Origin of the sequence: Microbacterium sp. NPDC096154 (genome assembly GCF_040302945.1) — a bacterium.
Taxonomy (GTDB): Bacteria; Actinomycetota; Actinomycetes; order Actinomycetales; family Microbacteriaceae; genus Microbacterium.
In genome coordinates, this window is the sequence record NZ_JBEOSM010000006.1 from 13,259 (window position 1) to 36,037 (window position 22,779).

A 22,779-nucleotide genomic window follows, 5' to 3' on the forward strand; every position below is an offset into this window, starting at 1 on the left:
GTCAGGCCACGAGAGCGTCGCGAGCGGTGTTGCGCAGCACGCCCAGGCCGGGGATCTCGACCTCGACCGTGTCGCCCGCCTGGAACGGCCCGACGCCCGCGGGCGTGCCCGTGAGCAGGACATCGCCCGGCAGCAGCGTGAACGCGGCCGAGGCGTACTCGATCAGGAAGGGGATGTCGAAGATCATGTCGGTGAACGGCGCCTGCTGGCGCACCTCGCCGTTGAGGCGCGTGATGACCTCGCCCCTCGTGTAGTCGAAGTCGGTCTCGATCACAGGGCCGAGCGGGCAGAACGTGTCGAAGCCCTTGGCGCGCGCCCACTGTCCGTCGGGCTTCTGCAGGTCGCGGGCCGTCACATCGTTCGCGGCCGTGTAGCCGAAGACGTAGTCGAGCGCGTTCTCGGCCTTGACGTTCTTGGCGATGCGGCCGATCACGACGGCCAGCTCGCCCTCCCACTGCGTGTCCTGCGTCTGGGGCGGGCGCACGATCGTGTCACCCGGGCCGATGACCGCGGTGTTGGGCTTGAAGAACAGCATGGGCTGCTGCGGCACGTCGTTGCCCAGCTCGGCGGCGTGGTCGCGGTAGTTGCGACCGACGCACACCACCTTCGACCGCGGGATGACCGGCGCCAGGAGCGCCGCATCCGCGAGGGGCACCCGCTCGCCCGTGGTCTCGAATCCCGCGAACATCGGGTCGCCCGCCAGCACCACCAGATCGGTGTCGTCGAGGATGCCGAAACGGATGGTGTCGTTGTGGCTGAACCGGGCGATCTTCACCCGCCCAGCCTAGCCACGTGCAGGGGGCGGTTCCCCTTCTCGGGGAACCGCCCCCTGCACGTGCGACGCGAGACGAAGGACGGGGAGCGGCTCAGTCGAGCTTGTGCAGCCAGCCGCGCGTGTCCTCTCGGCGGCCGTACTGGATGTCGGTGAGCTCCTCGCGCAGCGACAGCGCGAGCTCGCCGACGGGCTGCTCGTCCTCGAACCCGGCGCCCTTCAGCGCTCCGATGGGCGTGATCACGGCGGCGGTGCCGCAGGCGAACACCTCGGTGATGTCGCCCGAGGCGACGCCCTCGCGCCACTCGGCGAGCGACACCGGTCGCTGCTCGACGGTCAGCCCGCGGTCACGCGCGAGCTCGAGGATCGAGTTTCGCGTGATGCCGTCCAGGATGCTGTCGGATGCCGGCGTGACGAGCGTGCCGTCCTTCTTCACGAACAGCACGTTCATGCCGCCGAGCTCCTCGATGTTGCCGTCCGAGTCGAGGAAGACCACCTGGTCGCAGCCGTTCTCGTAGGCCTCCGACTGCGGCAGCAGGCTCGCGGCGTAGTTGCCGCCGGTCTTGGCCGCACCCGTGCCGCCCTTCGCGGCGCGCTGGTACGACTCCGACAGCCAGATCTTGACCGGCTTCACGCCGCCCGTGAAGTACGAGCCGGCGGGGCTGGCGATCACGTAGTACGCCACCTTGTTGGCCGGGCGCACGCCCAGGAACGCCTCCTTGGCGAACATGAACGGGCGCAGGTACAGGCTCTGGTCCTCGCCGGACGGCACCCACGCGCCGTCGACGGCGATCAGCTCGTGCAGCGACTGGATGAAGTACTCCACCGGCAGCTCGGGCAGGGCCAGACGGCGGGCGCTGCGCTGCAGGCGCAGGGCGTTCTGCTCGGGGCGGAACGTGTAGATGCCGCCGTCGGCGTGCCGATACGCCTTGATGCCCTCGAAGATCTCCTGCCCGTAGTGCAGCACGGCGGCCGCCGGGTCGAGGCTGATCGGACCGTAGGGCTGCACGCGCGGGCGGTGCCAGCCGCCCTTGGACGACCAGCAGATGTCGACCGTGTGGTCGGTGAAGTGCGTGCCGAAGCCCGGGTTCGCGAGGATCTGCTCGCGCTCGGCGGGCGACTTCGCGGCGAGGTTCTTCGTGACCGCGAACTCGAGCGGGGCGAGCGCGGCGTCGGTCTGGGCGAGGGTGGTGTCGGTCATGGAGAGTCCTGTCTTCGGGCGCGTGCGCCCAGGTTACGCCTGCAGTCGGGCGGCGATCGCGTCGCCGATCTGCGTGGTGGTGCGGGGCTGGGAATCCCGCTCGCTGATGTCGTCCTCGATCGCGCGCGTCACGCGATCCGCCTCTTCGCGCAGCCCGAGGTGATCGAGCAGCAGGGCGATGGAGCCGATGGCGGCCGTGGGGTCGGCCGTGCCGGTGCCCGCGATGTCGGGCGCCGATCCGTGCACGGGCTCGAACATCGAGGGGAAGGCGCCGTCGGGGTTGATGTTCCCCGAGGCGGCGAGGCCGATGCCACCGGTGACGGCGCCGGCCAGGTCGGTCAGGATGTCGCCGAAGAGGTTGTCGGTGACGATCACGTCGAAGCGAGAGGGGTTCGTGACCAGGAAGATCGTTGCCGCGTCGACGTGCAGGTAGTCTACGGCGACCTCGGGATGGCCAATCGCCACTTCCTGGACCACTCGGTGCCACAGTGCTCCGGCGTTCACGAGCACGTTGGTCTTGTGCACGAGCGTGAGCCGCTTCGAGCGGCGCTCCGCGAGCTCGAACGCGTAGCGGACGACGCGCTCGACGCCGTAGGCGGTGTTCACGCTCGTCTCGTTCGCGATCTCGTGCGGGGTGCCGCGCCGGATGGATCCGCCGTTGCCCACGTAGGGTCCCTCCGTGCCCTCGCGCACGACCACGAAGTCGACGTCGCCGGGAGCCGCGAGAGGACCGGGCTGACCCGGGTACAGCTTCGAGGGTCGCAGGTTGACGTAGTGGTCCAGCTCGAAGCGCAGCTTCAGCAGCAGGCCCCGCTCGATGTTGGCGTCCTTCAGGCGCGGGTCGCCCGGCACTCCGCCGACGGCGCCCAGCAGGATGGCGTCGTGCGCCTTGATCGCGTCGAGATCGTCGTCGGTCAGCGTGTCGCCCGTCTCCAGGTACCGCGCCGCTCCGAGTGAGAACCGCGTCTTGTCGAACGTCACCTCAGAACCGGCGGTCGCGGCGTCGAGCGCCTTCTCCGCCTCGGCGATGACCTCGGGACCGATCCCATCGCCGGGGATGACCGCCAGCTTCACGACACGCGACATCGACTCTCCTTCTGCTCGGGTGGGTGCCCGCGCACGGGCCCGATTCGGGCGCGAGAGGCGTCAGCGCTGCGCGGCCTCCCGGCGTCTGTCCAGCGTAGTGGCCGCCACGACCGCGGCGATCACCACGAGGGCCGCGCCGATCAGCGAGGTCACCACGACTCCCCCGTCGAACGCCTCGGCCGCCGCACGGCGCAGAGCGTCTCCCACCGCGCCGCCCGTGCGGTCGGCGGCGCCCATGGCCCCGGCGAGCGTCTCGCGCGCCGCGGCGGCCGCCTGCGCGCCGAGCCCGTCGGGCAGCACGAGCACCGAGCGGTACCACCAGGTGAGCACCCCGCCCAGGATGGACGTGCCTAGCACCGCCCCGAGCTCGTAGGCCGTCTCGGACACCGCGCTCGCGGCACCGGCCTTCTCCGCGGGCGAGTTGGTCAGCACGAGCTCGGTCGCCACGGTCTCGGCCGCGCCGATGCCCATCCCGAGCACGGTGAACGCCGCGATGAGCAGACCCAGGTCGTGGGCCCCTCCCCACGCGATGAGCAGATAGCCCGCGAGCGAGAACGCCAGCGCACCGGGCACCACCGCCGACGCCCGCAGGCGCCGGGCGATCGGGACGACGCCGATGCCCGCGACGATCATCGCGACCATCCCGGGCACCAGCACGAATCCCGATTCCATGGGGCTCAGGCCGACGACGAGCTGCAGGTGCTGCGCGCCGAAGTAGAGGAAACCGACCAGCGCCGTGACGCTGAGCAGGTTGACCAGGATCGCCCCTGTGAACCCGGCACGGCGGAACAGCGCCATGTCGAGCATCGGCACCTCGAGCCGCAGCTGTCGGCGCACGAACAGCCATCCGAATGCCGCGCCGATCGCGAAGAGCGCGAGCGCGGTGTGCCCGAAGCCCGCCACCGCGATCTCCTTGATGCCGTAGACGACAGGCACCATGGTGGCCATCGACAGCAGCACGCTGCGGATGTCCACGGGCCCTGGTCGCGGGTCGCGGCTCTCGGGCACGACGAGCGGAACCAGGATGAGCATGGGCACCAGCACGGGGATGGCCAGCAGGAACACCGCACCCCACCAGAAGTGCTCGAGGATGAGCCCGCCCACGATGGGGCCCAGCGCCGCACCGGCCGAGAACATCGCCGCCCACACGGCCAGGGCCAGGCGTCGTTCGTCGCGATCGAGGAAGATGCTGCGCAGCAGCGACAGGGTCGAGGGCATCAGCAGCGCCCCGAACACGCCGAGCAGCGCGCGGGCCGCGATCAGCAGCTCGGCGCTCGGCGCGAAGGCCGCGAGCACCGAGACGGCCGCGAATCCCAGCGAGCCCAGCAGCAGCATGCGGCGCCGCCCGAATCGGTCACCCAGCGATCCGGCGGTGACGAGAAGCCCCGCCAGCACCAGCGAGTACGCGTCGATGATCCACAGCTGCTGCACGCTCGTGGGCGCCAGGTCCGCCGAGATCCCTGGGAGGGCGAAGCTCAGCACGGTGTTGTCCACCGAGACCAGCAGCACCGGCAGCATGAGCGCGCACAGCGCGGTCCAACCGCGCCATCCGGCCTTCCGGACGGTGCTCTGCTGACTGATCGTCTGTGACATCGTGTGCCTCGCTCTCCGCCGGTTACTATACCGTCCAGTTGGTGCAGTAACTGGGGACCACCCGAGCAGCGCCCATGAGAGGCTGGTGCACATGAGCCGCCCCCCGCACGCCCGCGAGAAGGTGCTCGACGCGTTCGAGCGACTGCTCATCGACGAGGGTGAGCGCGCCGCAACGCTCGAGGCGGTGGCCCGCGAAGCGGGCGTGTCAAAGGGCGGGCTGCTGTATCACTTCGGTTCGAGAGAGGCACTCGAGGAGGGCATGTTCGCCCGCCTGCGCACCCTCGCCGATGCCGACATCACGGCCGTGCGCACCGCGCCGCAGGGCGCCATCGCCTACTACCTCGAGACCTCCGGCGATGTGGGCCTCCCGCTCGACCGCGCCATCACCGCGGTGGGCAGGCTCGCGCACGGCGGCAGCTCGGCGGCGTCCGCCGAGCTCGCCCGGGTGCGCGGACTGTGGGCCGACGCGCTGCGCCCGCACGTGCGCGATCAGGCCGGCCTGGACCTCGTGATGCTCGTGAGCGACGGCATCTACGTCAACTCCGCCCTCATGAACGACGTGCCGGGCCCCGTGCCACGGGGCGCCGAGCTCACCGCGCTCATCCGGCTGATCGAGTCGGCCGCACGCGACTGACGGCACCGCGCACGCGGAAGCGCCCGGATCCCACACGGATCCGGGCGCGTCCGGCCACGGCGGCGGGGCGTCAGGCCTCGCTGATCTCGATCTGCGTCACCAGCGTCGCCTCGATCTCGGCGCCGATCTGCTCGAGCACGTCCTCGGGCACGCGCTGGTCGACCGTCACGATGCTGAGCGCCAGACCGGCCTGCTCACGCGCGACCTGCATGCCCTCGATGTTGATGCCCGCGGCGCCGAACTTCGCGCCGTAGATCGCGACGATGCCGGGCGCGTCCTTGTAGATCAGCACGACGTGGTGCTTCTCGATGGGCACCTCGATCTCGTAGCCGTTGATGCCCACGATCTTCTGCACCATGCGGGTGCCGGCGAGCGTGCCCGAGACGCTGAGCGTGCTGCCGTCGGCGAGCGTGCCCCGCAGCGTCGTGACGTTGCGGTACTCGGGGCTCTCGGTCTCGACCGTCATGCGGGTCTCGATGCCGCGCTGCTCGGCGAACAGCGGCGCGTTGACGTACGAGACGTTCTCGCTCACCACGTTCGTCAGGATGCCCTTGAGCGCGGCCAGGCGGTAGACGCTGACGTCGTACGCGGCGAGCTCGCCCCGCACGTCGATGTCGAGGCTGGTGACGGCGGCCTTCGCCAGCCCGCTGAACACCTGGCCGAGCTTCTCGACCAGGGCGATGCCCGGGCGCACGAAGGGGTCGATCACGCCCCCCGCCACATTGACCGCGTCGGGCACGAGGTCGCCCTCGAGCGCGAGCTTGACCGACTTCGCGACCGAGACGCCCGCCTTCTCCTGCGCCTCCTCGGTCGACGCGCCGAGGTGCGGGGTGGCCACCACATTCGGCAGGGCCGTCAGGCGCGTGTCGGCCGGCGGCTCGCTCGAGAACACGTCGAGGCCGGCGCCCGCGATCTCGCCGTCCTTGAGCGCCTGCTCGAGCGCGGCCTCGTCGATCAGCCCGCCGCGCGCGACGTTGACCACGTACGCCGTCGGCTTCATGCGCTGCAGCTGCGGCGTCGAGATCATCCCCGTGGTCTCGGGGGTCTTCGGCATGTGGATCGTGATGAAGTCGCTCTGCTCGAGCACCTCGTCGAGCGTGCCCAGCTCGACGCCCAGCTGCTGCGCGCGCTGGGGGGTGACGTAGGGGTCGTAGGCGACCACGCGCATCCCGAACGCCTGCATGCGCGCCGCGACGAGCGCGCCGATGCGGCCGAGCCCGATCACGCCGAGGGTCTTCTCGAACAGCTCCACGCCGGTGTAGGCGCTGCGCTTCCACTCCCCCGCCGCGATCGACGCCTTGGCGGCCGGGATGCGGCGGGCGAGGCTCAGGATGTGGCCGCACGTGAGCTCGGCGGCCGAGATGATGTTCGACGTCGGCGCATTGACGACCATGACGCCGGCCGTCGTGGCCGCCTTGATGTCGACGTTGTCGAGGCCGACGCCGGCACGGGCGATCACCTTGAGCTGCGGCGCGCGTCCGATGGCCTCCTCGTCCATCCTGGTGGCCGAGCGGATCAGCACGGCCTCGGCGTCGGCGAGCGCGTCGAACAGCGCGGGACGATCGGTTCCATCCACCGTGCGGATGTCGAAGTCGGGGCCCAGCGCCTCGATCGTTGCGGGAGAGAGTTCTTCGGCGATGAGGACGACGGGCTTCGGCACGGATGGATCCTTCGGGGTGTGCGCGTGGGGATTGCGCGGGTGTGTTGGGGCTCCGTCGCGCCACGCCGTTGGAGCGCGATCGTGATCGCCACTCTATCGGAGGCCCCGGTCCGGTCTGGACGGGCAGGTGTCCGGGGAGGGCCCCGACGAGCGCTCCTCATCCCCCGTCCGGCCCATCGCCCGGGCCCGGGTGTCGGTCAGCCGAGCATGCGCTCGGGCGTGACATACGACAGCACATCCAGCCAGAACACGGCCACCAGCGAGAGGCCGGCGAGCAGGAAGAGAGTCAGGGCGGTCGCGCCGCGGCGCCACCCGAGGGAAGCCGCCAGCGCGAACACCGCGATGGGGATCGCGATGGCCAGCACCCAGACGACCCAGCCCATCGCCGACAGCGACAGCCCTGCCGTGCCGGCGGCCTGGATCCACTGCACGAGGTAGCTGATCGCGGTCCAGACGGCGTACGCGTACAGCAGGCCGAAGACGCCCGCGATGGTCGCGCTGAGCCAGGTGGGCGTCCGGGGACGACGCTCGGGGGCATCCTGTCGCGCCTCGTCGGCGCCGACGCTCTCGGCGCTCATGGGCTCCTCGCCGCTCACTGTCCCACCGCCCCCAGCATCACGAACGGCCAGGGCACGAGCAGCAGCACGCCGAGCACGAGGCCGACGACGCGCCGCCAGGTGGGCTTGCCGCGCGTCGCGTACAGCGTCACTCCGAACCAGATGGCCGGCGCCAGCGCAGCGAGCCACAGAGCCGCCTCGCTCATCGCGTCGGCGACCCCCACGCCGCCCGTGACATGGTCGCGCACCCGCGATCCGGCCAGCACCCACCCGACGATGTACAGGGCGTAGACCCCGGCGAGCACGCCGAAGGTCACGAGTGCCACGTTGCCGAGCGAGCCGGCTCCGTCGCCCGATGCGTCCTCCCGCGCGGCCCCGCCAGCCCGCGTCGCGTCATCCGGACCTGGGTCATGCTGGGGCGCGTCGTCCCGGGTCGCGTCGTCCTGGGTCGCGACGGAGCGGCTTCCACGGCCCACCGGGCGCCAGCCGCGCGGCAGCGCCCCGGCGGGCGCGTCCCCCGCGCGCGAGTCGGCCCGCTCATCGAGGGTCGGGTCGTCGTCGCCGTCCCAGGTCAGTGCGTCGTCGTCACCGGATGCCATCGCCTGCCGCCCTCGTGAGAGCTCAGTCCTCGACCTTGCGCTTGCGCCACCGGATGCCGGCGTTGATGAGACCGTCGAGGTCGCCGTCGAACACCGAGGCCGGGTTGCCGACCTCGTAGCCCGTGCGCAGATCCTTGACGAGCTGCTGCCCGTAGAGGAAGTACGAGCGCATCTGGTCGCCCCAGCTCGCCGTGATCGTGCCCGCGAGCTCCTTCTTCTTCGCGGCCTCCTCCTCCTTCTGCAGCAGCAGAAGTCGGGTCTGCAGCACGCGCATGGCCGCCGCGCGGTTCTGGATCTGCGACTTCTCGTTCTGCATCGACACGACGATGCCGGTCGGAAGGTGCGTCAGGCGCACGGCCGAGTCGGTGGTGTTCACCGACTGCCCGCCGGGGCCCGACGAGCGGAAGACGTCGACGCGCAGGTCGCTCTCGGGGATCTCGACCTCCTGCGCCTCCTCCATGATCGGGATGACCTCGACCGCGGCGAAGCTCGTCTGGCGCTTGTCGGCCGAGCCGAAGGGGCTGATGCGCGCGAGCCGGTGAGTGCCGGCCTCGACCGACAGGGTGCCGTAGGCGTACGGCGCGTCGATCTCGAAGGTGGCCGACTTGATGCCGGCGCCCTCGGCATACGACGTGTCGAGAACCTTCACGGGGTACTTGTTGCGCTCGGCATAGCGCAGATACATGCGCATGAGCATCTCGGCGAAGTCCGTGGCGTCGTCGCCGCCCGCCCCCGAACGGATCGTCACGACCGCACCGCGGTTGTCGTACTCGCCGTCGAGGAGCGTCTTGACCTCCAGATCCCCGATGACCTTCTCGAGGTCGGCGATCTCCTTGCGGGCCTCGGCGACCGAGTCCTCATCGCCCATCTCGTTGGCGAGCTCGACGAGCACCTCGAGGTCGTCGAGGCGCCGCTCGACGGCCTCCACGCGCGTCAGGGAGGCCTGGGCGTGACTGAGCGCGCTGGTCACCTTCTGCGCGTTGGCGGTGTCGTCCCACAGCCCGGGAGCCGCCGCCTCCTCTTCGAGGCGCGCGATCTCGGCGCGCAGCGAATCGACGTCGACCACCTCTCGGATGTTCGCGAACGTGGTGCGCAGCGCCTGGATCTCGGCGGAAGGATCGTATTCAAGCATGACGCTCCAGCCTATCGCGGCGAGGTGTCCCCGCGCGCGGGCTCGACGCGCGAGGGCTCCGGAGTAGCGTTGTCGCGATGACGAGCGACAGCGAACCCGCACGCGGCGCAGCCGCGGAGGCGATCCGGCGCTACGCCCCCATGGTCTACGGGCCGACGGCCCTGTACTCGCTCGGACAGGGCGCCATCCTGCCGCTGCTGCCGGTGATCGCGCGCGAGTTCGGCGCCGATCTCGCGACCGCCGCGCTGGTCACCGCGATGATCGTGGTGGGCCAGCTGTGCGGCAACCTCCCGGCGGGGTGGCTGGTGTCGCGGCTGGGCGAGCGCTACACGATGACCACCGCGGCCGCAGTGTCGCTCATAGGCATTGCCGGCATGCTGCTGTCACGGCATCTCGGCGTGCTCATGCTCTCGGTCTTCCTGATCGGCATGTGCGCGGCGGCGTTCGCGCTCGCGCGGCACACCTTCATGACGACGCGCGTCCCGGTCGCGTATCGCGCCCGTTCCCTCTCGCTGCTCGGAGGATCGTTCCGCCTGGGCTCGTTCACCGGACCGTTCGTGTCGGCGGGCCTGCTCGCCCTGTTCGGGCGGGAGCAGGCGAGCATCTGGTTCTTCGGCGCGTGCCTCGTCGTGGTCGGACTGCTGGTGACGTTCGGGCCCGATCCGGAGGAGAAGGCGGCCGCCGCCGAGCGCGCCGCGGCGCGGCGCGGCGAGGCGCGCACGCGGGGCGACGACGAGGAGGCCATCGAACCCGAGGACACGGGCGAGGCGGTCACCGGCTCGATCCCCACCCACGAGCGCGTCGGGATGTTCCGCACCATCTGGCAGCACCGCCGCGTGCTCTCGCGCCTGGGCGTGGCGGCCGCCTCGCTGTCGTTCGTGCGCGCCTCGCGCCCGGCGGTGCTGCCGCTGTGGGGCCTCTCGATCGGTCTCGACTCGTCCTCGATCGCGCTCGTCGTGGGCATCGCGGGGGCCCTCGAGTTCGCGCTGTTCTATGCGAGCGGTCAGGTGATGGACCGCTTCGGGCGCCTGTGGGCCGCGGTGCCGTCGCTCATCCTGATGGGCGGCGCGCTGATCGCGCTCGCCTTCACCCACGACCTGTCGTCCGCCTCCATGTGGTTCGGCGTGTTCGCGCTCGTGATCGCGGTCGGCAACGGACTCTCCAGCGGCATCCTCCTCACGCTCGCCGCTGACGTGGCACCCAAGCGCGAGCCCGCCGCGTTCCTCGGCGCGTGGCGCACGATGACAGACGCGGGCGGCGCGATCAGCCCCCTGATCGTGTCGGGGCTCACGGCCGTCGTGTCGCTGTCGGTGGCGACCGGCACCATCGGCGTCGTGGGGCTGCTCGGGGCGCTGGCGTTCGTGCGCTGGGTGCCGCGCTTCGTGCCGCCGCCGAACCGCGGCTGACGGCTCGGCGGCCTCGCCGCCCGTTCCCTCGCACAGCGGCATTCCCTTGCGCGCGCGGGCATTCGTGCCCCTAAGCTCGTGCCCAGTGCGTCCTGAGAGGAGCCACGTGGACGACGCCCCTGCGGTCGGCGCCGCACGCCCCCGCCGACGTGGATCGGCCGACGCGATGCTGGCCGCCGGCTTCGCGGCGCTGTTCACCGGCGCGGCGTTCCTGGGCCGCGCCACCGTGCTGGCAGACAGCGGCATCAGCATGGTGTGGCCCGCCGCCGCCGTGTCGGTGCTGTGGGTCGTCGCGCGCGCCGGGGGCCGGATGATCGTGCTCGACTACGCGCTCATGGCCGTGATCACGGCCGTCGTCGTGGCCGTGACCGGCGGCGCGCCCTGGGCCGCGGTGATGGGCGGCGTCGCGGCCGTCGTGCAGGCGTCGGTCTGCGCAGCCATCCTGCGCGCACGCTGTCCGCAGGTCTGGGCGGGACGGGCCACGGTGCCGCTGACCCGCCGGGAGCTGTGGTGGTTCTACGGCGCGGCCGCCTTCGGCCCTCTCATCTCGTCGCCGCTCGTCGAGCTCGAGCCGCTGATGCGCGGGGCGGGCTGGCACTGGGACGTCGAGCTGCTCTGGACGGCCCGCAATGCCGGCGCGATCGTCGTGCTCGTGCCGCTCGGTCTCATGATCGGCGCGTGGCTGCGCAAGCGCGTCGAAGGACGAAGCCGGCGCGCGTTCGGCGCGATCGGATGGGCGGCGCACTCGCATCCCGCCGAGTGGATCGCGGTGCTGGTGCTGTCGCCCGTCGGGCACGTGCTCTGGTTCACGGGGATGCGCGAGTTCGCCCTGGTCTTCCCGCTGCTGACGCTGACGTGCTGGGCCGGTGCACGCCTGCCCACGGGGCTGGTGATCCTCCACGGGGTGCTGGTCTCGTTCCTCACGATCCACGTCACCTCCACTGGACAGGGCCCCTTCAGCGGCGTCGGCGATCCCACCGTGGAGATCGCGGTGGCGCAGCTGTACGCGACGCTGTTCTGCGGCATCGGGCTGGCCCTCGCGCTGGCCCGCGACGAGCGCGAGCTGCTCACGGTCGAGGTGCAGGCGGCACGAGACGAGGCCGAGGCGCAGGCGGCGCTGTTCGGGACGATCGTCGACACGATGGCCGAGGGCGTCCGGGTGGTCGACCGCGAGGGACGCGTCGTGGTGCGCAACCCCGCCGCGTCGCGGCTGCTTCTGGGATCGCGCGCCGCGGCCGCCGCGGAGGGCATGGGTGACGATCTCGGGGGCCTGCGTCAGCTCGATGGCACTCCGCTCGCGCCGCAGGATGTGCCGTACCGGCGCGCGCTGGCAGGGCAGGATGTCGCGGATCTTCCGCTGCTCGTGCGCCCCGCATCGGGAGACGAGCGCATCGTCTCGTTCACGACCGCGCGACTTCCCGAGAACGCGGGCGGCGGCGTCGTGACCGTGCTGCGCGATGTCACCGTGGAGCGGCAGGAGCTGCATCGCGCCGCCCAGGTGCAGGCGGGGCTGCTGCCCACCGAGGTGCCGCACCTGCCCGGCTACGAGCTGGCTGCGCGCTTCGTGCCCGCCGGATCGGTCGGCGGCGACTTCTATGACTGGTACGGGCTCGACCACGGCGTCGTGCTGACGCTGGCCGACGTGATGGGCAAGGGCACGGGCGCCGCGATCCTGGCCGCGACCACGCGCTCGCTGCTGCGGGCGCACGGGACGACCCCTGACGTCGCGCGCACCCTGACCGAGACCGAGGCCGGCATGACCCGCGACCTCGACAACTCCAGCGCGTTCGTCACGGTGTTCCGCGCGTTCCTGCATGCCCCCACGGGGCACGTGGCGTACTCCGATGCCGGTCACGGCCTCTCGGCGGTGCTTCCCCTCGACGCCGCACCGCGGCGTCTGCAGGCGAACGGCCTGCCCCTGGGCATCGCGCCGGACGAGCGCACGGCCGAGAGCGACCGTCTGGACCCGGGCGACATCCTGCTGGTGGTGAGCGACGGCGTGCTGGACGCGCTGGGCGGCTCGCTCGACGACCTGCGCCGGGCCTGGGAGGTCGCCGGCCGCGCCGGATCGGCCGCCGAGGCGGTCGCCGCCGTCGTGGACCTGGCGCTGGCCGGCGAGCCGGACGACGACCTGACGGTGCTCGCGCTCCGGCGCGACCCGGCCTGACGGCCGGCGCGGCGGACGCGGCGGACGCGGCTGACGCGGCGGCCCGTCAGTCGAGCGCGTTGCGGCTCGTGGCGGTCGAGCGCAACGGCACCCCCTCTGGCACGAACGGCGAGAAGATCGGAGGATGCCACGCTGCGGCCACGGTCACCCGCGCGGACGATCCTTCTGCCGAACCCACGGCGACCAGCACGGCATGCCCGGGCATCGCGTCGACGACGGCCTGCGCCTGCTCGTGCGCCCGGGCGTCATCGAGCCGCGCGCGGGCGACATCGCCGTCGAGCACGAGCTCGAAACCGTCCGACGCGGCGAGCGCGGCCGCGTCGGCGAGCCCGTCGAGACGCTTCTGCGCGAGGTAGAGGGAGGTGGCGTCGGCGCACAGCAGGATGACCGCGATCGCGAGCACGGCGTAGCCGAGCACGAGCGGCAGGATGCTGCCGTGGTCATCGTGGAGGAGCGGCGCGCCCCGGGGCGGGTCGATCATCTCGACTCCCAGTACCGCGAGACCTTCTGCACGGACGTCGCCTGAACGGGCACGCTCGTGAGACGGTCGAGCCCGAGCACGGGCGGCATGAGCGGCAGCGGCACGCGCGCGGTCACGTCGACGACCACGGTGGCGCCCGGAGCGGGGCAGGTGGCCGATGCCGGCACGCACGAGACCTCGACCTGGAATCGCCCGATCCCGTACTCGCGCGTCACCGAAGCGAGCACGGCATCGGGATCTGCCGCGGCCGGTCCGCTCGCGATGGCGCGCGCCGCGAAGCGCGCCCCTGCCTCCACGCCGAGGGCGTGCGCCTGGATCTGCGCCAGGGCCAGCACGAGATAGACGAGCGGCACCAGCATCACCGTGCCTGTGACGAGGAACTCAAGCGCGGCCGAGCCCTCCTCGTCGCGCCGTCCGCGGGGAAGCAGGTCACGGCAGAGTCTCGAGCGGGGCACTCGCGCTCACCTCCATGGCCGCCGGGATGCCGGCGAGGCCGGCCACCGGCAACGGCGTGCGCACGCTGACCGTGACCGACGGCACGCCCGCCGTGCTGGTGCGCGTCGCCCGCACATCCTCTGCGTACGCGGCCCCGACGGTCCGCGTGATGACCTCGCGTGCGCGATCGGCCCCGCGCTGAAGCATGGAGTCGGCGAGCGCCGCGTGGTGTGCTCCCTCCACGGCGGCGTCGTGCACCACGTTGCGCACGTACACCGCGAGACCGAACTGCAGCACCGAGAGCGTCAGGAGGGTCAGCAGCCCGCCCACGAGCACGAACTCCGCGGGACTCGATCCGCGCTCGCCGTGCCAGGCGCGCGACCAGCGAGCCGCGTGGTCCACGGGCGTCTCGCTCACATCCCGCTGACGCGCGAGATCGCCTGCTCGAACAGACCGGAGAGGGCCGGCCCCGCAAGGGCCCAGATCAGCACGACCAGGCCCGCTGTCATCAAAGTGATCAATACCCAGCCCGGCACGTCGCCACGGTCGTCGTCGACCAGCTCTCCCCATGCCGTGCGAGCGGGGCCGGGGGTCAGGATGTGTCGCATGTGTGTTCCTCTCTCGATGCGATGGATGTCGGTGGGGCCGCCGGGGTGGATGATCACCCGATGCCGAGCCGCAGCATGAACACTCCGGGGAAGACGGCGAAGATCACGCTCAGGGGCAGCAGGCCGAACACGAGCGGCAATAGCATGGCGTTAAGGTACCTTCATGGAATGCGTCATATACGCCCGCATCAGCCTGGACCGCACGGGTGAGGGGCTGGGCGTTGCCCGGCAGGAGCAGGAGTGCCGCGCGCTGGCCAAGCAGCTAGACATGACGGTTACCCACGTCTACACAGACAACGACATCAGTGCCACCAGCGGTAAGGTGCGGCCCGCCTTCGAGGACATGCTTGCCGCCCGTCCCCCGGCGATCATCACCTGGCATCAAGACCGGCTGCTGCGCCTTACCCGCGACCTGGAACGGGTGATCGAGCTCAACGTGCCGGTCTACACCGTGACGGCGGGCACCCTCGACCTGACCACACCAGCAGGGCGGGCCGTGGCGCGCACCGTGGCCGCATGGAGTCAGTACGAGGGCGAACAGAAGGCCACGCGGCAGGTCGCAGCCAACCGACAGCGCGCCGCCAAGGGTGCGCCCGCACCGAGCGTCGGCTACGGCTACCAGCGAGGGCCGGGCGGGCTTGAGGTCGTAGACAAGGAGGCCGCGGTCATCCGCGAGGTCACCGCGCGGCTGCTCGATGGTGAGTCGCTGCGCAGTATCGCCGCCGACCTGAACCGGCGTGGCGTGGAGTCGCCCCGTCGCACGGCGGGCGCTGGCCTGTGGAGCGGCACGACGCTGCGGCAGATGATCCTCCGCGAGTCGCTGGCCGGGCTGCGCCGCTACCGTGGACAAGTCATCGGTGAAGGCGACTGGCCGCCGATCATCAGCCGTGACGAGCACGAACGGATTGTGGCCATGCTGAACGACCCCAGCCGGAAGGGGCAGTACACAGGCCGCGCGCCCGTGCACCTGCTATCCGGCCTGGCGATCTGCGGCAAGTGCGGCGGCAAGATGAAGCGGTTCCCCGGCAGGATGACCAAGACGAAGAGCGGGGCCAAGCGGCAGCCGGCGAGCTACGCATGCGTGGAGTGCTACGGGGTGCGCCGCAAGCAGTCAGACGTGGACGCTGTGGTCGAGGGCAATCTGGTGGGCCGGGGCACCGTCCTGGGCCGGTTGCAGATGCCCGACGCTGCGGGGTTGTTCACGCGAGGCAACCCGGCTGCCGTGCAGGACGCCCGCGACAGCATCGAGGCCATTGACGCCCGGCTGGCCAACGCTGCCGACATGTACGCCACGGGTGACATTGACGCCGCCCAGCTTGCGCGCATTACCGAGCGGCTGCGGGCCGACCGCGCTGCTGCCACGGCCACGATGGAGGCCGCGCTACCGGCTGCCGTGCCCGCCGACCTGATCGGCCCCAACGCGCGCCAGGTGTGGGACGGCCTGAGCATGGACACGAAGCGCGCCGTGCTGGCCGAGTTGGTGACGGTGACCATCCTGCCCAGCGGCAGCGGCAAGGACTTCGACCCCGACACGGTGCGCGTCGACTGGATCACGCCCGCGTAGCCCCGTGCACCCCGGCAGCCTGGGGTCGGTGCGGCTGGCTCTGAGCGGACGCTGAGACGCCTAACGCCCCCACCCCGGCCCTGGGTACTTGCCCCGGCACCCCAACGCGCCTGAGAGCCAAACACGCCGCGGAACCGGGATTTGGCCCCCAACTCCACGGGCTGGCATAATAGTGCACATGCAATCCAAAGTCAAGCTGGTCTGCGAGGGCGTCGGGGGCCACACACACAGCCCCCGCACCGTGGCGCAGTTCCGCCATGACGGCGACGGTTGGGCGCGCGTTCACAACGAGGGGCCGATGGACCCCCTGCTGTTTGAGCCGACCGGCGAGGTGGTCACGCGACACAGCATCAAGTGCGACCGGTGCTCGTACGACGGGTACTTCAAGCCGGAGCGCCTGTATCCTCTGCTTGACGAGGCACGCACGCGAGGCTGGATGCCAGTCCCCCGCTAACGGGCCACGCACAACTTCACAACACGGGTTCTCACGCCGCGCATGACGCGGATGGGGGTCTAACCAGGAGCTTCTCAACGGGAGTTCATCAACCGGCACGCCGCTGCGCGCGCTTCCCCCGTTGAGGAGCTTTTCCGTTGGCTACTCCCGAACTCCCTACCGTGCCCCAAGCGCTGTCCGACATCATGGTCGGGACACGCAAGAACGACCCCGAGCGTGAAGCCAAGGGCCGTCGCGACCTGGCCGAAGCGAAGATCGCTGAGGCGATCCAGCGCAACGTGGCCAAGGCACCGCCGCTGACCCCCCGCCAGATCAAGCGCCTGACCGCGCTGCTGCGGACGGCTCAGCCCGCGCCGTCCCCCATCACCCCTCCTGTCGCGGCCCGGAAGGGGACTGGGGGTGGCCGGCGATGAGCCGCCGCTGGGTCCAGGAGGACTACCCGAGCAAGCTGTGGCTCTCGGAGTCCGAGGCGATGGAAGTGCTCAGCGGTGGCCCTAAGCCTCGATGGTTCCATCCGTGGGCTGAGCATGCTCGGGTCGCGCCCCGCCGCGCGCCGCACCCGTGGGGGTACATCCACATCCACGGCGAGTGGGGCTCCGCACCCGTGTGGGAGCTGGTGGGCTACTGGTCACGCGAAGACCTCGCGTGGGGGCTGGAATCGCTCTTCAGGCCGCTGCACGGGCACGGCAGTCACGAATGGTACGTGCGCGACGTGAGCGGCTGGCTCAATGATCACGAGTGCCACGGGGTGTTCTACTGGCTCCCCACCGACCCGCGCGTGCTGCGGCTGCCGCTGGGGGTGACCCGGTGACCCGCATGCTGCGCGCCGCGCTTGACCTGGCCGAAGCCGGGTGGGCCGTGCTGCCGCTCAACGGCAAGACGCCGACCACGGGCCACACGCCCCACGGCCACCTGGACGCCACGACCGACCCGAAGCGCATCCGCGAGTGGTGGGCTGACGGTAACTGGAACATCGGCGCCCCGGTGCCTGAGAACCTGCTGGCCCTGGATATCGACCCGCGTAACGACGGCAGCCTGGAAGCCCTGGAGCAGCGCGCCGGGGTGAAGCTGCCCGACACGCTGGAGGTCATCAGCGGGCGTCGCGACGGCGGTCGGCACCTGTACTACCTGCGCCCGTTCCGGCAGCCGTACCGGGGCAACGTACCGCCCGGCATCGACGTCAAGATCAACGGCTACATGGTCATGCCGCCCAGCGTGCACCCGGACAGCCGCAAGCCCTACGAGTGGGTCTATCGCGAGGTCGCTCACCTGCCGCGCCAGGTCGCCGCGCTGATGTTGCCCCGCACGCGGGTCACGCGCCGCGACCCCAGCGCCACCGATGCCATTGCGCTGGCAGCGTTCGTCCGCACGCTGCGACCTGGCGAGCGTCACGACGGGTTGCATTGGGCTGCGCGCCGTGCCCATGAGGCCGGGGTGGATCAGCGCGGGCTGGACCGGCTCATCGACGCCGCCGAGGACATCGGCATGGACCCCCGCGAGGCCCGCCGCGTGGTCGAGTCGGCCGGGAGGGACAACGCATGACGGCCCGCGAGAAGCCCGTGCCCGTGGTGCCCGATACCGATGGGCTGCTGCCCGAGGCAGAGCAGAAGGCGATGGAGTACGCACGCATCCGCGATGAGCGCACCCTGTTCTACCGGGCCGACCGCGAGGCCCGCGCCCTGGTGGACAAGGAGACAGAACTCGAGGCCGAGTGGGCGGGCTTGCAGCGCGGGCTGACCCCTGACGACGCCAGCGGCGGCTTCCGCCTGATGACCCTGTCCAAGCTGCGCGCCCGGCCCAAGCCCGCGTGGCTGATCGACGGCCTGATCGCGCAGAGCTCCGTCTGCGTCATCGGCGGCGTCACCAACGTGGGGAAGACGTTCGTCAGCGTCGACCTGACGGCGCACATCGCGCTCGGCAAGGAGTGGGAGGGGCGCAACGTCGTCCAGGGCCGTGTGGCCTACCTGATCGCCGAGGGGGCCGAGTGGTTCCCCGACCGCGTGGCCGCGTGGGAGCAGCACAACGGACACGCCGTGCCCGAGAGCGAGTACCTGGTGCACGACGGCCAGGGCTTCCTCCTGCTGGACCCGGCAGCCGTGGCTGACATGTGCGTGACGGTCGCCCGCAACGAGATCGACGTGGTCGTGATCGACACGCTGAGCCAGCTCGGCGGCCTGACGAACGAGAACGACAACTCGCAGATGGCTGCCGCGGTGAAGGCCGCTGTGCGCATCCGGCGGGCGCGCCCCGGCTGCACGGTGATCATCGTTCACCACGCCAATGCTCAGGGGCTGCTGCGCGGGGCGAAGGCGCTGTGGGCCGACGTGGACACGGTGCTGATGGTGGCAGCCGCCAAGGGCGCGAAGGGCACCACGCCCGAAGGCACGTTCGCCCTGAGCACTGAGTACGACCGCGGCGGCAAGCAGCGCAACGCGGCGCAGGTGACGATCCCCGGCTGGCACCTGGAGGACGTCGGCCCGTCGAAGGTAGCCGTGAGGTTGGCCATGCCGCACGACCCCTATCAGGAGCGCATCTTGGCCGTGCTGGCTGACGGCGAGTGGCACGGCGCTGCGGACTTCAAGAAGGACTGGGACGACCCGAGCGGCGCATGGTCGCAGCGGCGCTACCGCACCGCGATGAGCAAGCTCGCCGGCCTCATCGAGGAACAGGGCGAAACCCGGAACAAGCAGTACCGCCGGAAGGAAGTGGCATAGGTGTTCTGGCCGTCCGTTACCGCCTCAGCGACCGAATGCGGCACCCCCGAAAACCGCGTAATTCCAGGGCTAAACACCCTGCGACCAAATGATTCGGCCCCACACGGCACACACCCTTGGGTGCCAGTGCGACCAAATCGAGCACTGGCCGAATGCCAGGGGTGTGAGTGCAAGGAAGTGCATGCGCTGCCTTCACGGCTGTACGGCGATTCACAGCAGCACGCAGGGGGACGTCCATGACGCCTGACGCCGCGTGGGACGCGCTGAACGCTGCGCTGCTGCGGTACGCGCCGCCGTGCACGGGCCATGCAGTGTTCACCGCCGACCAGCGCACCGCGCTTGAGCGGGCCGTGTGCTCATCAATCTGTGCGCGCTGCCCCATCGCTGACCTCTGCGCCGCGTATGCCACGGCAGCCAAGCCCGACTCCGGCTTCTGGGCCGGTACCGATCGCAGCTCGAAGCACAAGCGGGCGACCAAGACCACCGCGCCGGGCGGTTCCCGGCAGACATCGAACGAAGGAAACGCATCATGAGCAAGATCACCCTCGCCGCCCTCGAGTCGAGCTTTGGCCCGAAGAGGGACAGCTTCAAGGCCGCCGCCGCACAGGTGAAGGAGGAGCACCGCGCCGCCCTGAAGGCGATCAAGGAAGACCCGATGACCAGCGACCTGGCCAAGCGCGGCAAGGTCGACGCACTGAGGGCCGAGACGCGGAACAAGCTCGACAGCATCAAGGCCGACCAGGTGGCCTACGAGAACGGGCTGAAGTCCACCCTGGAGAAGCAGCTCCGCGGCAACCAGCCGATGGATGCCAGCAGCATCATGCTGCGGCGCGACGCCGGCGACCGCGTGCGCAAGATCATCGACCAGCAGGAGGCGGTGGAAGTGCTCAACGACGCCATCGCCAACGGCGACGAGACGCTGGCCCACGCCATCGGCATCCGCGCCTCCAACACGGGCATGTCCGGCGTGGTCGAGACGTGGAAGGCCGCGTACCCGGAGACGGCCGACACGGCGGCAGCGCTCGCCTTCGTCGAGGCGAACACCAGCGGCGCGGCCTACAACCTGGCCAACCAGATCACCTACGCCGACCCGGTCGAGTGATCTGCCACTGACGGGGGCGGGGGTTTCTTTCCTCCTTTCTTCGACCCGCCCCAAGTGCTGGGAGTGGTTACCCAGCGCCCAGAGGCTCCCTCGCAGCTTGCTAGGGGGCCTCTGGCATGCCTGGCGGCTGCCCGCCCGCTAGGCCGCTGAGACGGCTCTCAGAGCCAGCCGCAGACGGTTATGCAGCGCGGCAGCCGCTTACCGGCAGCCTCGCCAGCTCATCAGATTGCTCAGTCCAACACGCCGATATTCAACAGAGTGTTGCCTAAAGGGTGCCCTTCGGGCTACTGTGCCCACATTCGAACTGACGTTCGAATCGCCCACAACGTCAAGGAGAACCCGATGTTCACTCGCACCATCCGCGCCACCGGCGAGAAGCTGACCGTTGCCCGCCCCGAGGAGGTCAACGCTGACCCCGAGGGCGGCAACTGGGTCACGCTCTGCGAAGACCACAAGACCATCGCCTACGCCGCCACGCAGTCCGCTGCCTACTACACGCACGGCGCTGGCTTCTGCGACGGCTGCCGCGCTGCCCAGCAGTCCACCGCCAAGGCGTCGGTGAAGAAGCCGAGCGACGCCACGGTGCACGAGGCGACCCCCAACGCGGTCAACGGCTGCACCTGCGGCAAGCGGTTCAAGAGCAAGAGCGCCCTCAGCCGGCACTTCGGCACGGCTGACAAGGCCAGCGCATGAACGCCCTGCGCCGCCAGCAGGAGGCCATTCAGCAGCTCGCCCGGGACGAGTGGCCCGCCATGATCGTCACCACCACCGACCACCCCGGCATCGCCAACTGCCAGCAGTGCGGCAGCTTCTTGGGCGAGGGCACCGTGCGCATTCAGCAGCGCACCAGCCCCAAGCGCGCCCGCACCGTGGCGTGGTACTGCCCGAGCTGCGCCCGGTACCTGGGCTACACGTGGTGACCACGATGATCGGCTACCTGCGCGTCAGCACCGAGGAACAGGCCACCAGTGGCCTCGGGCTCGAAGCCCAGCGCGACACCATCCAGCGGTACGCCGAGGCCCACGGGTGGGACCTGCTCTGGTACGAGGATGCGGGCCTCAGCGCCAAGTCGTTAAACCGTCCCCAGCTACAGGCTGCGCTTGACCGGCTCGGGGCCGCTCCCAAGCGCCGCGATGTGGACGGAATCGTGGTGGCCAAGCTCGACCGCCTGAGCCGTTCCGTCGCGGACTTCGCAAGCGTGCTGGAGCTGGCACGCGCCCGCCGCTGGGCGCTGGTCGCTATCGACCTGGGTGTGGACACCTCCACCCCGACCGGCGAGCTGGTGGCCAATGTGATGATGTCCGTCGCGCAGTGGGAGCGCCGCGTGATCGGCGAGCGCACTTCGGCAGCAATGCAAGCGGCCAAGCGCGCAGGGAAGCACATGGGCCGAGTCTCCGCGCTCCCCCAGGCCGCCGCCGACCGCCTCCTGGCCCTGCGGACCACGTGCACCCTGCGCGCCACAGCGGATGCGCTCAACGCGGAGGGCTTCACTACGGCTACCGGCGCGGCATGGACCACGAACGCCGTGGCAAAGGCGCAGCAGCGCCTCTCAGCTCATCAAAGAACCGAAGCGGCACTCGCCGCATGATCGCTATGGTGACTATGAGTCACGGAATCGAAGGAGCAGCACAGATGTCCCACACCGCCAAGCTCAGCACGGCGCTCGCTACCATCGCCCTTGTCACAATGGCGCTGGCCGGGTGCACCGCCACCGCAGCGCCCACGTCCGCCGATCAGACCCCCAGGGCCTCCACTGCTGCGGCTGCCACCGATACCGAGCCGACTCCCAAGGCAACCCCCAAGGACACTCCCACGCCGACGCCGACACCGACGCCGACCGCGACAGGATGCCCCACGGCCAAGATCAGCTTCCCGACGCCCGATTCAGCGGAGCTGGTGGGCGATATCACCGACACCGGTGTCCGCGAGTACGCCGTTGGACAGCCGACACTGAACGCCGATGGGCAGATCATCTCGTACACCGTTCAGGCCGGCGACGCGCTCGAGGCGATCGCGGCCCGGTTCTGCATAGATGCAAACTCGTTCGGCACGTACAACAAGGTGACCTATTGGGCGATGCAGCCGGGCGACGTGCTTGTACTCCGTCCGGACCCTGAGGCCGCCTGGGCACCCCAGACGCTCGACGAAGCGGCTGCCGTGTCCTGCAAGGCCGGGTACAAGAACGGCATCGACATGAGCGACAGCCCGGGCCGCGTCAAGGGCTGGATCGCGGACTTCGGCGCGAGGGCTGGCGCGAACGGCACCGTCAGCCGCAACGCCGACGACGAGATCGAGAGCTACACCGTCGCAGCCGGGGACAACCTCACCGCGGTCGCTGACCGCTTCTGCTTCGACACCGAGTCCCTGGCCGCCTACAACGAAACCGGCCCGAACCTCACCGTTGGCGACGTCCTGGTGCTGCGCCCGCCGTTCGAGGACTGACCCCACCACCACCTGAAGGGCGCTCTCCCCAAGCCGGATGGGGGGCCCTTCAGGCGTCTCCCTGCGTAGTGACAGGCCCGGGGCGCCCCGCACTCATAGCCGGGCGTGATGAACGACCTGGAGAGGCGGAGGGAGCTGCGGCGCATCGTCACAGCGCGGGAGGAGCAGAGCC

26 protein-coding genes are annotated in these 22,779 nt (G+C 70.5%); 14 read left to right on the forward strand and 12 right to left on the reverse strand.

Annotated features, from left to right (window positions below; all coding sequences use genetic code 11):
* Position 1: 1 nt before the first annotated feature.
* The 4 genes from ABTW64_RS09615 to ABTW64_RS09630 form a co-directional block, all read right to left on the reverse strand.
* Positions 2-775 carry a fumarylacetoacetate hydrolase family protein gene (locus tag ABTW64_RS09615; RefSeq protein ID WP_350621745.1) on the reverse strand — a complete coding sequence of 258 codons (774 nt, stop codon included), beginning with the start codon at positions 773-775 and terminating at the stop codon, positions 2-4.
* A 91-nt stretch (positions 776-866) separates the two neighbouring features.
* The gene (locus ABTW64_RS09620; RefSeq protein ID WP_350621747.1) at positions 867-1,973 is read right to left on the reverse strand and encodes a branched-chain amino acid aminotransferase; all 1,107 of its coding nucleotides are present in this window, start codon (positions 1,971-1,973) and stop codon (positions 867-869) included.
* A 33-nt stretch (positions 1,974-2,006) separates the two neighbouring features.
* The gene (locus ABTW64_RS09625; protein WP_350621749.1) at positions 2,007-3,059 is read right to left on the reverse strand and encodes a 3-isopropylmalate dehydrogenase; all 1,053 of its coding nucleotides are present in this window, start codon (positions 3,057-3,059) and stop codon (positions 2,007-2,009) included.
* A gap of 60 nt (positions 3,060-3,119) precedes the next feature.
* Entirely contained in the window at positions 3,120-4,652 is a 1,533-nt protein-coding gene (locus ABTW64_RS09630) for an MFS transporter (RefSeq protein ID WP_350621751.1), read from the reverse strand.
* 91 nt (positions 4,653-4,743) lie between these two features.
* On the opposite strand from ABTW64_RS09630, the gene ABTW64_RS09635 reads away from it, so the two are divergent.
* Positions 4,744-5,286: a TetR/AcrR family transcriptional regulator gene (locus tag ABTW64_RS09635; protein ID WP_350621753.1), complete on the forward strand. Its 543-nt coding sequence runs from the start codon at positions 4,744-4,746 to the stop codon at positions 5,284-5,286.
* 70 nt (positions 5,287-5,356) lie between these two features.
* Here the strand turns inward: ABTW64_RS09635 and serA are convergent, their stop codons facing one another.
* The 4 genes from serA to prfB all read right to left on the reverse strand — a co-directional run bounded on the left by serA (position 5,357) and on the right by prfB (position 9,234).
* Complete coding sequence (gene serA, locus ABTW64_RS09640) at positions 5,357-6,946, reverse strand: phosphoglycerate dehydrogenase (protein WP_350621755.1); 1,590 nt, start codon at positions 6,944-6,946, stop codon at positions 5,357-5,359.
* A gap of 197 nt (positions 6,947-7,143) precedes the next feature.
* Positions 7,144-7,524, reverse strand: coding sequence for a bacitracin resistance protein (locus ABTW64_RS09645; protein WP_350621757.1), 381 nt, complete (start codon positions 7,522-7,524; stop codon positions 7,144-7,146).
* Between the two features lie 14 nt (positions 7,525-7,538).
* Positions 7,539-8,102: a DNA polymerase III subunit gamma/tau gene (locus ABTW64_RS09650; protein WP_350621760.1), complete on the reverse strand. Its 564-nt coding sequence runs from the start codon at positions 8,100-8,102 to the stop codon at positions 7,539-7,541.
* Positions 8,103-8,124: 22 nt separating this feature from the next.
* On the reverse strand, positions 8,125-9,234 hold the full coding sequence (gene prfB, locus ABTW64_RS09655) for a peptide chain release factor 2 (protein WP_350621762.1): 1,110 nt from the start codon (positions 9,232-9,234) through the stop codon (positions 8,125-8,127).
* Between the two features lie 77 nt (positions 9,235-9,311).
* Here prfB and ABTW64_RS09660 point away from each other — a divergent pair, with 77 nt between their 5' ends.
* Positions 9,312-10,640, forward strand: a complete 1,329-nt coding sequence (locus tag ABTW64_RS09660; RefSeq protein WP_350621765.1) for an MFS transporter — start codon at positions 9,312-9,314, stop codon at positions 10,638-10,640.
* Positions 10,641-10,746: 106 nt separating this feature from the next.
* Entirely contained in the window at positions 10,747-12,807 is a 2,061-nt protein-coding gene (locus ABTW64_RS09665; protein ID WP_350621767.1) for a SpoIIE family protein phosphatase, read from the forward strand.
* Between the two features lie 46 nt (positions 12,808-12,853).
* Here ABTW64_RS09665 and ABTW64_RS09670 read toward each other — a convergent pair whose 3' ends face one another.
* Genes ABTW64_RS09670 through ABTW64_RS09685 form a run of 4 tightly spaced genes read right to left on the reverse strand, consistent with a single transcriptional unit; the run spans position 12,854 to position 14,331 of the window.
* Positions 12,854-13,288: a pilus assembly protein TadG-related protein gene (locus tag ABTW64_RS09670; RefSeq protein WP_350621770.1), complete on the reverse strand. Its 435-nt coding sequence runs from the start codon at positions 13,286-13,288 to the stop codon at positions 12,854-12,856.
* On the reverse strand, positions 13,285-13,743 hold the full coding sequence (locus tag ABTW64_RS09675) for a TadE/TadG family type IV pilus assembly protein (RefSeq protein WP_350621773.1): 459 nt from the start codon (positions 13,741-13,743) through the stop codon (positions 13,285-13,287). Before ABTW64_RS09675 ends, ABTW64_RS09670 begins: the two co-directional genes overlap by 4 nt.
* A complete protein-coding gene (locus tag ABTW64_RS09680; RefSeq protein WP_350621775.1) occupies positions 13,718-14,140 on the reverse strand; it encodes a TadE/TadG family type IV pilus assembly protein in 423 nt (140 codons plus the stop codon). The genes ABTW64_RS09675 and ABTW64_RS09680 overlap by 26 nt, the downstream gene beginning before the upstream one ends.
* Positions 14,137-14,331: a hypothetical protein gene (locus ABTW64_RS09685; RefSeq protein WP_350621777.1), complete on the reverse strand. Its 195-nt coding sequence runs from the start codon at positions 14,329-14,331 to the stop codon at positions 14,137-14,139. The genes ABTW64_RS09680 and ABTW64_RS09685 overlap by 4 nt, the downstream gene beginning before the upstream one ends.
* Positions 14,332-14,494: 163 nt before the next feature.
* Between ABTW64_RS09685 and ABTW64_RS09690 the strand changes: the two genes are divergently transcribed.
* The 11 genes from ABTW64_RS09690 to ABTW64_RS09740 all read left to right on the forward strand — a co-directional run bounded on the left by ABTW64_RS09690 (position 14,495) and on the right by ABTW64_RS09740 (position 22,607).
* Positions 14,495-15,895 carry a recombinase family protein gene (locus tag ABTW64_RS09690; protein ID WP_350621779.1) on the forward strand — a complete coding sequence of 467 codons (1,401 nt, stop codon included), beginning with the start codon at positions 14,495-14,497 and terminating at the stop codon, positions 15,893-15,895.
* A gap of 615 nt (positions 15,896-16,510) precedes the next feature.
* Positions 16,511-16,762, forward strand: a complete 252-nt coding sequence (locus ABTW64_RS09695; RefSeq protein ID WP_350621782.1) for a hypothetical protein — start codon at positions 16,511-16,513, stop codon at positions 16,760-16,762.
* Positions 16,759-17,160, forward strand: coding sequence for a hypothetical protein (locus ABTW64_RS09700; protein ID WP_350621784.1), 402 nt, complete (start codon positions 16,759-16,761; stop codon positions 17,158-17,160). The genes ABTW64_RS09695 and ABTW64_RS09700 overlap by 4 nt, the downstream gene beginning before the upstream one ends.
* A gap of 5 nt (positions 17,161-17,165) precedes the next feature.
* A complete protein-coding gene (locus ABTW64_RS09705; protein WP_350622114.1) occupies positions 17,166-17,891 on the forward strand; it encodes a bifunctional DNA primase/polymerase in 726 nt (241 codons plus the stop codon).
* Positions 17,888-19,063, forward strand: a complete 1,176-nt coding sequence (locus ABTW64_RS09710) for an AAA family ATPase (protein WP_350621786.1) — start codon at positions 17,888-17,890, stop codon at positions 19,061-19,063. The genes ABTW64_RS09705 and ABTW64_RS09710 overlap by 4 nt, the downstream gene beginning before the upstream one ends.
* A gap of 236 nt (positions 19,064-19,299) precedes the next feature.
* Positions 19,300-19,596 (forward strand): WhiB family transcriptional regulator, encoded by a 297-nt coding sequence (locus ABTW64_RS09715; protein ID WP_350621789.1) that lies wholly within the window; start codon positions 19,300-19,302, stop codon positions 19,594-19,596.
* Positions 19,593-20,165 (forward strand): hypothetical protein, encoded by a 573-nt coding sequence (locus tag ABTW64_RS09720; protein WP_350621791.1) that lies wholly within the window; start codon positions 19,593-19,595, stop codon positions 20,163-20,165. Before ABTW64_RS09715 ends, ABTW64_RS09720 begins: the two co-directional genes overlap by 4 nt.
* Positions 20,166-20,507: 342 nt before the next feature.
* Complete coding sequence (locus ABTW64_RS09725) at positions 20,508-20,858, forward strand: hypothetical protein (RefSeq protein ID WP_350621794.1); 351 nt, start codon at positions 20,508-20,510, stop codon at positions 20,856-20,858.
* Positions 20,855-21,085, forward strand: coding sequence for a hypothetical protein (locus ABTW64_RS09730; RefSeq protein WP_350621797.1), 231 nt, complete (start codon positions 20,855-20,857; stop codon positions 21,083-21,085). Before ABTW64_RS09725 ends, ABTW64_RS09730 begins: the two co-directional genes overlap by 4 nt.
* 5 nt (positions 21,086-21,090) lie before the next feature.
* Positions 21,091-21,753, forward strand: coding sequence for a recombinase family protein (locus ABTW64_RS09735; protein WP_350622116.1), 663 nt, complete (start codon positions 21,091-21,093; stop codon positions 21,751-21,753).
* A gap of 44 nt (positions 21,754-21,797) precedes the next feature.
* Positions 21,798-22,607 (forward strand): LysM peptidoglycan-binding domain-containing protein, encoded by an 810-nt coding sequence (locus tag ABTW64_RS09740; RefSeq protein ID WP_350621800.1) that lies wholly within the window; start codon positions 21,798-21,800, stop codon positions 22,605-22,607.
* Positions 22,608-22,779 lie beyond the last annotated feature (172 nt).

Excerpts from the sequence above, each read along its gene's own strand:
- ABTW64_RS09620 (WP_350621747.1), bottom strand. The coding sequence starts at position 1,973 with ATGACCGACACCACCCTCGCCCAGACCGACGCCGCGCTCGCCCCGCTC.
- ABTW64_RS09625 (WP_350621749.1), bottom strand. The coding sequence starts at position 3,059 with ATGTCGCGTGTCGTGAAGCTGGCGGTCATCCCCGGCGATGGGATCGGT.
- ABTW64_RS09630 (WP_350621751.1), bottom strand. The coding sequence starts at position 4,652 with ATGTCACAGACGATCAGTCAGCAGAGCACCGTCCGGAAGGCCGGATGG.
- ABTW64_RS09635 (WP_350621753.1), top strand. The coding sequence starts at position 4,744 with ATGAGCCGCCCCCCGCACGCCCGCGAGAAGGTGCTCGACGCGTTCGAG.
- ABTW64_RS09645 (WP_350621757.1), bottom strand. The coding sequence starts at position 7,524 with ATGAGCGCCGAGAGCGTCGGCGCCGACGAGGCGCGACAGGATGCCCCC.
- ABTW64_RS09650 (WP_350621760.1), bottom strand. The coding sequence starts at position 8,102 with ATGGCATCCGGTGACGACGACGCACTGACCTGGGACGGCGACGACGAC.
- prfB (WP_350621762.1), bottom strand. The coding sequence starts at position 9,234 with ATGCTTGAATACGATCCTTCCGCCGAGATCCAGGCGCTGCGCACCACG.
- ABTW64_RS09660 (WP_350621765.1), top strand. The coding sequence starts at position 9,312 with ATGACGAGCGACAGCGAACCCGCACGCGGCGCAGCCGCGGAGGCGATC.
- ABTW64_RS09670 (WP_350621770.1), bottom strand. The coding sequence starts at position 13,288 with ATGATCGACCCGCCCCGGGGCGCGCCGCTCCTCCACGATGACCACGGC.
- ABTW64_RS09685 (WP_350621777.1), bottom strand. The coding sequence starts at position 14,331 with ATGCGACACATCCTGACCCCCGGCCCCGCTCGCACGGCATGGGGAGAG.
- ABTW64_RS09690 (WP_350621779.1), top strand. The coding sequence starts at position 14,495 with ATGGAATGCGTCATATACGCCCGCATCAGCCTGGACCGCACGGGTGAG.
- ABTW64_RS09700 (WP_350621784.1), top strand. The coding sequence starts at position 16,759 with ATGAGCCGCCGCTGGGTCCAGGAGGACTACCCGAGCAAGCTGTGGCTC.
- ABTW64_RS09705 (WP_350622114.1), top strand. The coding sequence starts at position 17,166 with ATGCTGCGCGCCGCGCTTGACCTGGCCGAAGCCGGGTGGGCCGTGCTG.
- ABTW64_RS09710 (WP_350621786.1), top strand. The coding sequence starts at position 17,888 with ATGACGGCCCGCGAGAAGCCCGTGCCCGTGGTGCCCGATACCGATGGG.
- ABTW64_RS09715 (WP_350621789.1), top strand. The coding sequence starts at position 19,300 with ATGACGCCTGACGCCGCGTGGGACGCGCTGAACGCTGCGCTGCTGCGG.
- ABTW64_RS09720 (WP_350621791.1), top strand. The coding sequence starts at position 19,593 with ATGAGCAAGATCACCCTCGCCGCCCTCGAGTCGAGCTTTGGCCCGAAG.
- ABTW64_RS09725 (WP_350621794.1), top strand. The coding sequence starts at position 20,508 with ATGTTCACTCGCACCATCCGCGCCACCGGCGAGAAGCTGACCGTTGCC.
- ABTW64_RS09730 (WP_350621797.1), top strand. The coding sequence starts at position 20,855 with ATGAACGCCCTGCGCCGCCAGCAGGAGGCCATTCAGCAGCTCGCCCGG.
- ABTW64_RS09735 (WP_350622116.1), top strand. The coding sequence starts at position 21,091 with ATGATCGGCTACCTGCGCGTCAGCACCGAGGAACAGGCCACCAGTGGC.
- ABTW64_RS09740 (WP_350621800.1), top strand. The coding sequence starts at position 21,798 with ATGTCCCACACCGCCAAGCTCAGCACGGCGCTCGCTACCATCGCCCTT.